An 11,274-nucleotide genomic window follows, 5' to 3' on the forward strand; every position below is an offset into this window, starting at 1 on the left:
TCTTCACCCTGCCCGGGGGTGATTGCACCTTGAGAAAGACCCTCTCTGGCCTGCCGGCCATCTCCCCCACAAGGGGGGAGAAGACCTGCCGCGCCAACCCTGCCCCAATCACGCTTCGGCGGATCGGCTGGGTTAAGCCCTCCCCTTGTGGGGAGGGTTGGGAGGGGTCTTTTCCCACACTATTGCCTTCGCATCCGCCCGAACCAGTTTCGACTGGTCGCGATGATGCGAAAGACCCGGCGCAGGAAAGACCGTCACCACCATGATCAATTATGCATTCCGTCGATTGCTGTCGACGATCCCCGTTATGTGGATCGCCGTGACAGCCTGCTTCTTCGTTCTGAGACTGGCCCCGGGCGGGCCGTTCGATGGCGAAAGGCCGTTGCCACCCGTGATCCTCCAGAATCTGGCGGCCCACTACAATCTCGATAAGCCGCTGATCCAACAATATCTCTATTACGTCGGCGACCTGCTGAAGGGCGATCTCGGTCCCTCCTTCGCGTCCGAAGACTTCACCGTCGCGCAGCAGATCATGATCGGCCTGCCCTACACCTTCATCATCGGCACGGCGGCCTTTCTGCTGGCGATCGTCATCGGCGTCGCCGTCGGCTGTCTTGGGGCGCTCTACCAGAACAAGGCGCCGGATTACATCCTGGGCGCGCTGATCCTGGTGGGCGTGGTGCTGCCGAACTTCCTGATCGCGCCGATCCTGCAGCTGGTCTTCGGCATTCACCTGCAGTGGCTGCCTGTCGGCGGCTGGGGCAATGGATCGCTGAAGTACCTGGTGCTGCCCGTGGTCGTCCTGGCGCTGCCGCATGCCGGGCGCATCTCGCGCATCACCCGCGGCTCGATGATCGAGGTGATGGGCCAGAACTTCATCCGCACCGCCAAGGCCAAGGGCATCGGCCCGCGGCTGACCGTCATGCGCCACGCGCTCAGGCCGGCGATGATGCCCGTCGTTTCCTATCTCGGCCCGGCAGCCAGCTATCTCTTGACCGGCTCGCTGGTCGTCGAAAGCGTCTTCGGCCTGCCCGGCATCGGCCGCTACTTCGTCAACGCCGCATTGAACCGCGACTACGGCATGGTTCTCGGCACGGTCATCTTCTACATGGTGCTGATCGTGTTCCTGAACCTTCTAGTCGACATCGCCTATGCCTGGCTCGATCCGAAAGTGAGAAACCGATGATCCTCAACCCCGCAAAGAGAGAGCTGCTCGCCGCCGAACTGCTGGAGGCCGAGGGTCTCAGCCCCGTCAGCCGTTCGCTCACCCGCGACGCGCTGCGCCGCCTCTGTCGCAACAAGGCGGCCGTGGCATCGATCATCGTGCTGACGCTACTCGTGCTTGTCGCCTTTATCGGCCCCTACCTCATTCCCTTCGGCTACGAGGATCCGGATTGGGCCGCCTTCCGCGCACCGCCTTCGTTTGCCGACGGCCATTATTTCGGGACTGATCCGAATGGCCGCGACCTGCTTGCCCGCGTGCTCTACGGCACCCGCGTCTCGCTGGCCGTGGCACTTACGGCAACGCTTGTCTCCGTCGTCATCGGCGTGCTCTACGGCGCCATCTCCGGCTATATGGGTGGACGCGTGGATGCCGTCATGATGCGCTTCGTCGACATCATGTACGCCTTCCCCTACATCCTCTTCGTCATCCTGCTGATGGTGATCTTCGGCCGAAACGTCTATCTGCTCTTCGCCGCGATCGGCGCGCTGGAGTGGCTGACCATGGCGCGCATCGTGCGTGGGCAGACGCTGTCGCTCAAGCAGCGCGAATTCATCGAGGCGGCACGCGCCTCCGGCCAGAAGCCGCTGAAGATCATTACCCGGCACATCATTCCCAATCTCGTCGGACCCGTCGTCATCTTCGCGGCGCTGACCGTGCCCGAAATCATCGCGACGGAGAGCTTCCTCTCCTATCTAGGCTTCGGCGTGCAGGAGCCTCTGACCTCATTGGGAACGCTGATCTCGGAGGGCACCGATGCCATGGAGAGCATGCCCTGGCTGCTCGTCTTCCCCGCCGGCTTCCTCGTCGCCCTGCTGCTCAGCCTGCTGTTTATCGGCGACGGCCTGCGCGATGCATTCGACCCAAGGGACCGTTGAAGGGATCGCTGACATGCAAAAAGACATCAAGAACGACACCCTTCTCGAATTGAAGGACTACTCGATCAGCTTTCGCACGCCCGAAGGCGAGGTGAAGGCCGTTTCCAACATGAACCTCACCGTCAAGCGCGGCGAGCGCATCGCGATCGTCGGCGAAAGCGGCTCCGGCAAGAGCCAGACCTTTCTCGGCATCATGGGCTTGCTGGCGAAAAACGGCCGGACCAGCGGACAGGCGCTTCTCGAAGGGCGCGACGTGCTGGCGCTGAAGCCGCGCGAGCTCGACCATGTGCGTGGCAAGGACATGGCCATGGTGTTTCAGGACCCCATGACCGCGCTCAATCCATCGCTCAAGATCTCCCGGCAGCTGACGGAGCAGCTCGAGGTGCATCGCGGCTTTACCGCACGCGCGGCCTCGGCCGAAGCACTGGACATGCTGAAGCGTGTCGGGATCCCCGACCCATCCAGACGCTTCAACCTCTATCCGCACGAGCTATCCGGCGGCATGCGGCAGCGCATCGTCATTGCCATGGCGCTGCTGACGAAGCCGAAGCTCCTGATCGCCGACGAGCCGACCACCGCGCTCGACGTGACGATCCAGGCGCAGATCCTTGATCTCTTCAACGATCTGACCGCCGAGATGAACACGGCGCTTGTGATGATCACCCACGATCTCGGCGTCGTCGCCGGGCTCGCCGACCGGGTGGCCGTCATGTATGCCGGGCGCATCGTCGAAGAGGCGCCGGTGGACGAGCTGTTCGAGAACCCGGCGCACCCTTATACGGCGGCACTCCACGCCTCGATCCCGCGACCGGACCAGGATGTCGACCAGCTCGCCGTCATTCCCGGCCGGCCGCCGAACCTGCAGCATCTGCCGAAGGGATGCAGCTTCTCGCCGCGCTGTCCGCTGGTGCAGAACGACTGCATCGACGCCGCGCCACGCCTCGACGTGCAGGCACCGCGCCATCTCGCGGCCTGCTTCCATGCCTTTCCACGCCTCGAGGAGGTTCTGACCAATGGCTGAACGATCACTTCTCAGGGTCGAGAACCTGACGACCCAATTCGATGTACCCTCCAAGGGCTTCTTCAAGCCACCATTGACACTGACCGCCGTGAACAATGTCAGCTTCGATCTCAGCGAGGGCCGTACGCTCGGTATCGTCGGGGAATCTGGCTGCGGCAAGTCGACCCTCGGGCGCTCGATCCTCAGGCTCCTGAAGGCGCAGAAGGGCCGCATTCTCTGGCAGGGTCGCAACCTGCTCGACCTCTCGGACGAAGAGATGCGGGCCGCACGCCGCGACATGCAGATCATCTTCCAGGATCCGATCGCCTCGCTCGACCCGCGCATGACGGTCGGAGACATCATCGCCGAACCGCTGACGGTGTTCGAACCGAAGCTCAACCGCGCTCAGCGCGCCGAGCGGGTGCAGGAGATCATGGCCGCCGTCGGCCTCGTGCCTGAAATGATCAACCGCTATCCGCACGAGTTCTCAGGCGGCCAGGCGCAGCGCATCGGCATTGCCCGGGCCGTCATCACGCGGCCGAAGCTGATCATCTGCGACGAGCCTGTCTCGGCACTCGACGTGTCGATCCAAGGACAGGTGATCACGCTTCTGCGCAAGCTGCGCAAGGAGTTCGGCCTGACGCTGATCTTCATCAGCCACGACCTCTCGGTCGTGCGATTGATCTCCGACGACGTGCTGGTGCTTTATCTCGGCAAGGTGGTGGAGGCCGGCGATTGCGCAACGGTGTTCGACAAGCCGGCGCACCCCTATACGCAAGCGCTGTTTTCGGCAGCACCGATCCCGGATCCGAAACTGGCGCGCGGACGCCAGCGTATCCGCTTGCAGGGCGATCCGCCATCGCCGCTGAACCCGCCGAAGGGTTGCGTCTTCTCGCCGCGCTGTTGGAAGGCGACCGACATCTGTCGGACCGAGATGCCTCTAAGCGAAGAGGTCAGGCCCGGCCAGACGGCTGCCTGCTACCATATCGAGCGCTGATACAGCGGCGGCCACGACCGTTATCGTGGCCGCCCGCTTCCCGCAAAGCGTGTGAGTCCTGCAACAGCGCGCATATCATCACCTTCTCAAGCACCATACTGTGGTCATTGCGTAGTCTTGCGGGCTTCCCTCCAGCGCCGGTTGCTCTATGGTGCGTCCATCAGACCGGAGGGGTTCATGCGCGTACGGTTTCTCGTTGTCATGCTGCTGCTGACCAGTTGTGGCCATCCGAGCGGCGTGATGACGCCCGTGGCGCTGACGGCGGCGACCCCGAAGACGACCCGCGTCGACATGCTGGTCGCGACCACACGCGAACCATCCGGCGATCCGGCGACGCTGTTTAACGGCGAGCGCAGCCCCAAGCCGTCGCTGACAGCCGTCGAAGTCTCCATTCCGCCAAACCGCAAGGCGGGTACCGTGCAATGGCCGAAGCGCCTGCCGCCGAACCCGGCCACCGACTTCGCCGTCACCGGCGTCCAGCAGATCGCCACGGTTCCGGAAGGGCGTACCTGGCTCAGCCAGCACATGCATAACGGCCACGCGCTGGTCTTCATCCACGGCTTCAACAACAAGTACGAGGATTCGGTCTTCCGCCTGGCGCAGATCGTCCACGACAGCAAGATGGACGCGACGCCGATCCTCTTCACATGGCCGTCGCGCGCGCAGATCACCGCTTACGAATACGACAAGGAAAGCACCAATTATTCGCGCACGGCGCTCGAGCAGGCGCTCCGGACGCTGGTCAACGATCCCAATGTCAAGGACATCACCATTCTCGCGCACTCCATGGGCACGTGGCTGACGATGGAATCGCTCAGGCAGATGGGCATTCGCGACGGGCATCTGAACAGCAAGATCCGCGACGTCATCCTGGCCTCGCCAGACATCGATATCCAGGTCTTCGCCAAGCAATATGCCGAGATGGGCACGCCGCGGCCGAAGTTCACGATCTTCGTATCGCAGGACGACCGGGCGCTGGCTTTCTCAAGCTTCATCACCGGCCGCGTTTCGCGCCTGGGCGCCATCGACCCGACGGTCGAACCCTATCGCACCAAGCTGGAAGAGGCCGGCATCACGGCGATCGACCTCACCAAGGTCAACAGTAACGACAGGCTGAACCACGGAAAATTCGCCGAGAGCCCCGAGATCGTGCAGCTGATCGGCCAACGCCTGATGACCGGCCAGCCGCTCACCGACAGCAATATCACGCTCGGACAGGGCATCACCGCCGTCGTCGGCGGGACGGTCACCAATATCGGGACGGTCGCGGCCACCGCAGTCGCGGTTCCCGCGACGATCATCGAGGCGCCGATGATGCATCCGCAGAAGAAGAAGAAGCCGACCACAGCCGACGAGACGCTGCAGGGCGACCTCAGGGAACAGCAGCTGACGCAGTAGGCCCTGGCGCAAAGCGTGACGGCCTAGTGCCTTGGCGTGCTTGTTCCAAGGTTGCCGTGGGCGACGTGCCGAAGCGCGCTCACGTCTGCGCCGGCACGAGAGAGCTAGTCGATAATGTGGTATCCGCCGTCGATGTAGATGGTGTCGCCGGTGATGAGCCGCGCGGCGTCATGCGCCAGGAATGCCGTTGCCATCCCGACATCGTCTATCGAGACAAGGCTGCGCGTCGGCGCCGTTTCCTGTGCCTTGTTCAGCAGCTCGTCGAACTCGGGAATGCCGGAAGCTGCTCGCGTTGCAAGTGGACCGGGCGAAATCGCATGCACGCGAATGCCCTTCGGCCCCAGCTCTGCTGCGATATAGCGGACGGCGCTTTCCAGTGCGGCCTTGGCAACGCCCATGACGTTGTAGTTCTTCACCACCATCTGGCTGCCGTAGTAGGTCATGGTGAACAGCGTGCCGCCCCGCTTCATGAGCGGTTCGGCAAGATGCGCCATCCGGATGAACGACCAGCAGGAAATGTCCATGGTCTTCAGAAATCCGTCGTGAGGCACGTCGACAACGCGCCCCTGCAAGGTATCTTTCGGTGAGAAGGCGATGGAATGCACCACGAAATCGAGCTCGCCCCATTGCTGCGTGATACGCTCGAACACCGCTTCCAGTTGGCCGGGCACCGAAACGTCGAGCGGCATGACAATCGGCGCCTCCAACGCCTGCGCAAGTGGCTCGACATAGGGCTTGGCCTTGTCGTTGAGATAAGTCACCGCCAGTTCGGCGCCGAGAGCGCGGAATGCGCGCGCGCAGCCCCAGGCGATCGACTGATCATTGGCGATGCCAACCACCAGTCCGCGCTTTCCTTCGAGAAGCTTAGCCTTCACCGTCGGGATCATCTGCAGCCCTTTCTTCCGTCCAAATAGCTAGTGCGTGTCGGCAGGCTCAGTCCCGCCAGCGGCGATAAGCGCCAGCGTGTGCCGAGCGATCATCAGCTCCTCGTCGGTCGGAATGACGAAGACTTTGACCTTGCTCTCATCGCTCGACACCAGCAGCTCGCCAGCATTGTTGCGCTCCGTGTCGAGCGATACGCCGAGCCAGCCGAGTTTCTTGGCGATCCGCTCGCGCATCGCCGGCGAATTTTCGCCGACGCCGGCGGCAAACACAAAGGCGTCCAGCCCGCTCAGCGCGGCGGCAAGCGCACCGGTATTGAGCCCGATGCGATGAACGAAATGGTCGAGTGCCAATGCAGCACCGGCCTCCTCGCTATCCAGCAGATCGCGCACATCGTTGCTGATACCGGACAGCCCCTTCAGCCCCGATTCCTTGTAGAGCAGATCCTGGAGCTGTTTTACCGACATGCCATGCTGATCGAGCAGATAGAGCAGCACTCCGGGATCGATCTGGCCACATCGCGTGCCCATCGGCAGGCCGTCGAGCGCCGTGAAGCCCAGCGTGCTCTCCACGCTTCGGCCTTCATAAAGCGCGCACAGCGACGCGCCGCTGCCGAGATGAGCAGCGATGACACGCCTGCTGGCAATATCAGGCGCAATCTCCTCCAGCCGTCCCGCCACATATTCGTAGGACAGGCCGTGAAAACCATAGCGCCTGACGCCCTCCTCAAAATAGCGCGTCGGTATAGCATAGTGATCCACCATCGGATCATGGCCACGATGGAAGGCGGTGTCGAAACAGGCAACCTGCGCCAAGTCGGGCTGTCGCTCCATCAGCACCCGAATGGGCGCGAGATTGTTTGGCTGGTGCAGCGGCGCAAGCGGCGTGTACCACTCCAATTCCCGCAGCAGGCTTTCATCTACCTTCGCCGGTCCCGCATGGTTCGGCCCCCCATGGACGACCCGGTGGCCCACCGCGATCAGCCGTCCCTCTAGCCGCTCCTGCAGCCATTGCCCGACCACGCGCATCGCCGAAGGCAGATCCGGGACCGCCTCGCATGCATAGTCCTCATTCGCCAGCCGGTCACCCTCAGCGTTCTTTATGGAGAGATGCGGTGCAGTGCCGATCCCTTCCATTTTCCCTTTGATTAGTCGCGCGAGCGAGCCAGCAACAGAGAAGACTTCGAATTTCAGGCTGGATGAGCCGGCATTTACCACCAGTATCGTGTCCATGGCCTCAACCGCCCTGTATCGGCGCCGCACGACGGCGCGCTTGCGCGAGCAAGACGCCGACGGCGCAGGAAGCCAGACGCGTGCGCACCGAATCCGCCCGCGAGGTGAGAATGATCGGCACGCGCGCGCCAAGGACGAGACCAGCTGCATCCGCCCGCGCCATGAAGGTCAGGTTCTTCGCCAGCATGTTGCCAGCCTCGAGATTGGGCACGACGAGGATTTCGGCGTGGCCGGCGACCGGAGAGCGGATGCCCTTTATTCTCGCGGCCTCCGGATCGATCGCATTGTCGAAGGCAAGCGGCCCGTCCAGAACGCCCCCCGTTATCTGTCCGCGTTCCGCCATCTTACAGAGCGCGGCAGCCTCGATCGTCGACGGAATCTTCGACGTTACCGTCTCGACGGCCGAAAGGATCGCCACGCGCGGCGTGCCGAGCCCGATCTGGGTGAAGAGGTCGATCGCGTTCTGGATGATATCGCGCTTGGCATCGAGATCCGGCGCGATGTTGATGGCCGCGTCGGTGATGAAGAGCGTTTCCGAATGGCCGGGCACATCCATCACGAAAACATGGCTGATCCGTCGTGCGGTCCTCAGTCCCGTCGCCGATGATGTCACAGCCCGCAAAAGCTCATCCGTATGCAGGCTTCCCTTCATCAGAAGATTGCCGCCGCCTTCCCTGATGATCTCGACAGCCCTGGCGGCCGCCGCGTCGCTATGCGGGGCATCGACCAGTTCGAACGGCGAAATGTCGAGACCATGCGATCTCGCGACGCCGCGTATTCTCTCAGCAGGGCCAACGAGGACCGGGTGTATCAGTCCGACTTCGGCGGCTTCAATGGCGCCGCGCAGCGATGTCTCATCGCATGGGTGGGCAACGACTGTGGTCATGGCGGGAACCTGCTTGGCCTTGGCGATGAGCCGCTCATACTTCTCGTGCCGGCCGACGTCGCCAACGTTTTCCAAGTTCGACATTTGCACATGCTCCATGCTGGAAGACGCGTTCAAAGCTTGGGTTCTTCAATAATCCAGTCGGCTAGGTTACACGGCGGATGGCCTTGACCGGCGCCGCTTTTGCCGGTGGCGCTGCAGGAGAGACGACCGGCTCTTCGGAAATGTCGAAGATGCCGACAATCCTCTGCCAACGCTGTTCGGCCTCACCGGTCAACGCGCCGCGCGCGTTCAGGACCTCCCGCAGCGAGGACAGCGCCTCACGGCGCACATCATCCTCGGACGGCAACAGCCGGACAATGGCGCTAACGGCCGCCTCCTGATCGATAACAAGCATGAGAAACTGGTCGCGGATCAAGGCCTTGAACTCCGCCAGCGTCATGGCCGGCATCCCATCCTCGACGCGGCGCATCCGGCGGATCGCGGCAAACCCGCGCTCGTCGGCAGCACCATTTGCCATCGCCACGTAGAGCAGGCTACGCGCCAGGCCCTCGCGAACGCCGCCTCGGTCCATCTGCGATTTGAGCTCCTCGATTCGATCTTTCAAGACACGCTGATGCAGTGCGGTCTTGCTGGCTCGCCGCTGCGGTCTGGTGTCCGAGTTGTCGATACCGACCGCGGCCTGCAGGAACGGCGAGCCATAGACGGAGAGAAACGTCGCCTCGCTCAGCATCTCCACGCCGTGCCGCCATGCTTCCAACCCCTCGACGATCTGGCGCGACACCGTCTGCTCGACTGCCAGAAAGGGATTGCCTGAAGCGACGGGACGGCGCTCTGCGGCCACCTCGGCCGCGAGATCGGCAATCGGCGCCATCAACGGATTGACGTCCGAGAACACCTCGTATTGCAGCCGCAGCGGATGCATCTCGCGAAGGCTGCGGCTCGCCCAATCCGGCACCATGGCGCGCACGACAGGTTGCAGGAAAGCGCGATAGAGCGACAGGTTGATCTCGGAGAGCTTCGCGACGGTGGCAAAGCGCCGGTCATCCTCGGGACCGTTGCATCCGAGCGCGCGGATATCATCCAGCGTTCGCGCCTCGCAGCGCATGATCCAATCGCCCTCAACGAGGTCTCCGCCGACAGTGTCATCGGTCTTAGCCTCGAAAACCGCCTCGTACAGCCCCGGCGGCAGCGCGTCGATCAGGTCGATATTGCTAGAGAATTCGCCGTGCTCCTTGCGGGCGACGCTCGCGGACACGAAGATCCCGAGATGGCCGATCGTCTCGTGCACGGTGTAGACGATCGTCTGCCCGTGCGAGCGTATCTCGTTCACATCGTCGTAGAGATCGAGAATCCAGCCGAGCGCTTGTGCCGGCGGGGTGACATTGTCTCCCTTCGAGCAGAAGACGACGATCGGCGCACGAATGTTGCGAAGGTCGATCGCCCCTCCAGTCGATGTCTCGATACGACCAGCAGCAAGATTGTTGCCGACGAAGAGCTCGTCCACGATGAACTGGATCTCTTCGGCATTGAGGCTGACGTGACCGCCCCACCATTGCTCGAAGCCGAGATAGCGCGGCGCCTCGGTGTCGATCTTCGAATACAGATTATACTGCTTGGTCCAGAACGTATTGGCCGGGTTCTGGTTTTCGAAATTCTGCACGAGCCAGGCACCGTCAAACAGACCATGGCCGAGGTCGCTCGTGAGCGCCGTCAGCCAGGTTCCGCCAAGCAGGCCTCCCGTATAGCGCATCGGATATTTGCCGCGCTCGCCCGCCCAGTAGGACAGCGGCGCACCGGCAATGATGATCGAGCCGAAGAGTTCGGGCCGCATCGCGGCGAGCATCATCACGGCCCAGCCGGCCTGGCAGTTTCCGATGACGCAGGGCTTGGCGTCCGCCTGCGGATGTAGCGCGATGACTTTCTCAAGAAAAACCGCTTCAGCCAGCGCGATGTCCTCGATCGTCTGGCCGGCGACCGGCTCCGGCAGGAAGCCGATGAAATAGCAGGGGTGTCCGGCTTTCAGCGCGACGCCGATCTCGCTATCCGCCTTGAATCCGCCGATGCCCGGCCCATGCCCGGCGCGCGGATCGACCACCACGAAGGGCCGGCGTGCGTCGTCAACCGTCATGCCCTCCGGCGGGACGATGCGGACCAGCGCGTAGTTGACTGGCCTTTCCAAGGTGCGGCCATCCAGCACGACCTCGGGTGTGAAGTTCAGGACATGCGGCGCGGTTGCCTTGGCATGCTCGCGATATTGATTTCCGCGCTTTCGCATGACATCCCAAAACAGAACGCCACGCTGGACCGCATCCAGACCATAATCGAATGCAAGTCCGGCAAGACCGAATTGAGCGCCGAAATCTGGTGTGGGGAGATGGGAAGAATACCGCATGCCAAATCTCCTGGTTCATCGCCTTTGGCGATCATTCAAAGACCTAATGCAGCCATGAGAGTATCTTTGTTCTGCATCCGCTCTATGAACGCGCCCTGATCTTGCAGAGCACTCAGCTATCTCGCAGATGCAGCATAGGCAGAACTGTCCCTGCAACCAACGTATCATACGGTAGCATACGGGCGTTTTCGACGAGTGGGGGAGGGGCGCTGGATCGGCGCGGGCGGCTGATCCCAATGCTTTTTGAATCGCAAGGCAGGCGAAACCGTGAGCCGGCTTACAATTCGCGCGCAAGGTGGCCGATGTCACATTTGATGCACGACCAGGTATAAATCTACTTCAAGGTTCGTCTGGGAAAGAAGATTGGTTGCGGGGGCAGGATTT

The 11,274-nt window shown here is 62.5% G+C and carries 9 protein-coding genes; 5 read left to right on the forward strand and 4 right to left on the reverse strand.

What is annotated here, in order from left to right; genetic code table 11:
- Positions 1 to 262 precede the first annotated feature (262 nt).
- The 5 genes from B3605_RS13355 to B3605_RS13375 all read left to right on the forward strand — a co-directional run bounded on the left by B3605_RS13355 (position 263) and on the right by B3605_RS13375 (position 5,495).
- On the forward strand, positions 263 to 1,186 hold the full coding sequence (locus B3605_RS13355) for an ABC transporter permease subunit (RefSeq protein ID WP_112945009.1): 924 nt from the start codon (positions 263 to 265) through the stop codon (positions 1,184 to 1,186).
- Positions 1,183 to 2,100 (forward strand): ABC transporter permease, encoded by a 918-nt coding sequence (locus tag B3605_RS13360; RefSeq protein WP_112945010.1) that lies wholly within the window; start codon positions 1,183 to 1,185, stop codon positions 2,098 to 2,100. The genes B3605_RS13355 and B3605_RS13360 overlap by 4 nt, the downstream gene beginning before the upstream one ends.
- A gap of 13 nt (positions 2,101 to 2,113) precedes the next feature.
- Positions 2,114 to 3,121: an ABC transporter ATP-binding protein gene (locus B3605_RS13365; protein WP_047506489.1), complete on the forward strand. Its 1,008-nt coding sequence runs from the start codon at positions 2,114 to 2,116 to the stop codon at positions 3,119 to 3,121.
- Positions 3,114 to 4,097 (forward strand): ABC transporter ATP-binding protein, encoded by a 984-nt coding sequence (locus tag B3605_RS13370; protein WP_112437352.1) that lies wholly within the window; start codon positions 3,114 to 3,116, stop codon positions 4,095 to 4,097. Before B3605_RS13365 ends, B3605_RS13370 begins: the two co-directional genes overlap by 8 nt.
- Positions 4,098 to 4,274: 177 nt before the next feature.
- Entirely contained in the window at positions 4,275 to 5,495 is a 1,221-nt protein-coding gene (locus B3605_RS13375) for an alpha/beta hydrolase (RefSeq protein ID WP_112945011.1), read from the forward strand.
- Between the two features lie 104 nt (positions 5,496 to 5,599).
- On the opposite strand, the gene fabI is transcribed toward B3605_RS13375, so the two are convergent.
- The 4 genes from fabI to B3605_RS13395 all read right to left on the reverse strand — a co-directional run bounded on the left by fabI (position 5,600) and on the right by B3605_RS13395 (position 10,890).
- The gene (fabI, locus tag B3605_RS13380; protein ID WP_112945012.1) at positions 5,600 to 6,382 is read right to left on the reverse strand and encodes an enoyl-ACP reductase FabI; all 783 of its coding nucleotides are present in this window, start codon (positions 6,380 to 6,382) and stop codon (positions 5,600 to 5,602) included.
- Positions 6,383 to 6,409: 27 nt separating this feature from the next.
- Positions 6,410 to 7,609: an acetate/propionate family kinase gene (locus B3605_RS13385; protein WP_112945013.1), complete on the reverse strand. Its 1,200-nt coding sequence runs from the start codon at positions 7,607 to 7,609 to the stop codon at positions 6,410 to 6,412.
- 4 nt (positions 7,610 to 7,613) lie between these two features.
- On the reverse strand, positions 7,614 to 8,579 hold the full coding sequence (locus B3605_RS13390) for a phosphate acetyltransferase (RefSeq protein WP_112945014.1): 966 nt from the start codon (positions 8,577 to 8,579) through the stop codon (positions 7,614 to 7,616).
- Between the two features lie 61 nt (positions 8,580 to 8,640).
- Positions 8,641 to 10,890 (reverse strand): DUF3141 domain-containing protein, encoded by a 2,250-nt coding sequence (locus tag B3605_RS13395; RefSeq protein WP_112945015.1) that lies wholly within the window; start codon positions 10,888 to 10,890, stop codon positions 8,641 to 8,643.
- Positions 10,891 to 11,274 lie beyond the last annotated feature (384 nt).

It is taken from the genome of Rhizobium sp. UBA1881, from assembly GCF_002338015.1.
Lineage (GTDB): Bacteria > Pseudomonadota > Alphaproteobacteria > Rhizobiales > Rhizobiaceae > Rhizobium.

Excerpts from the sequence above, each read along its gene's own strand:
- B3605_RS13355 (WP_112945009.1), top strand. The coding sequence starts at position 263 with ATGATCAATTATGCATTCCGTCGATTGCTGTCGACGATCCCCGTTATG.
- B3605_RS13360 (WP_112945010.1), top strand. The coding sequence starts at position 1,183 with ATGATCCTCAACCCCGCAAAGAGAGAGCTGCTCGCCGCCGAACTGCTG.
- B3605_RS13365 (WP_047506489.1), top strand. The coding sequence starts at position 2,114 with ATGCAAAAAGACATCAAGAACGACACCCTTCTCGAATTGAAGGACTAC.
- B3605_RS13370 (WP_112437352.1), top strand. The coding sequence starts at position 3,114 with ATGGCTGAACGATCACTTCTCAGGGTCGAGAACCTGACGACCCAATTC.
- B3605_RS13375 (WP_112945011.1), top strand. The coding sequence starts at position 4,275 with ATGCGCGTACGGTTTCTCGTTGTCATGCTGCTGCTGACCAGTTGTGGC.
- fabI (WP_112945012.1), bottom strand. The coding sequence starts at position 6,382 with ATGATCCCGACGGTGAAGGCTAAGCTTCTCGAAGGAAAGCGCGGACTG.
- B3605_RS13385 (WP_112945013.1), bottom strand. The coding sequence starts at position 7,609 with ATGGACACGATACTGGTGGTAAATGCCGGCTCATCCAGCCTGAAATTC.
- B3605_RS13390 (WP_112945014.1), bottom strand. The coding sequence starts at position 8,579 with ATGTCGAACTTGGAAAACGTTGGCGACGTCGGCCGGCACGAGAAGTAT.
- B3605_RS13395 (WP_112945015.1), bottom strand. The coding sequence starts at position 10,890 with ATGCGGTATTCTTCCCATCTCCCCACACCAGATTTCGGCGCTCAATTC.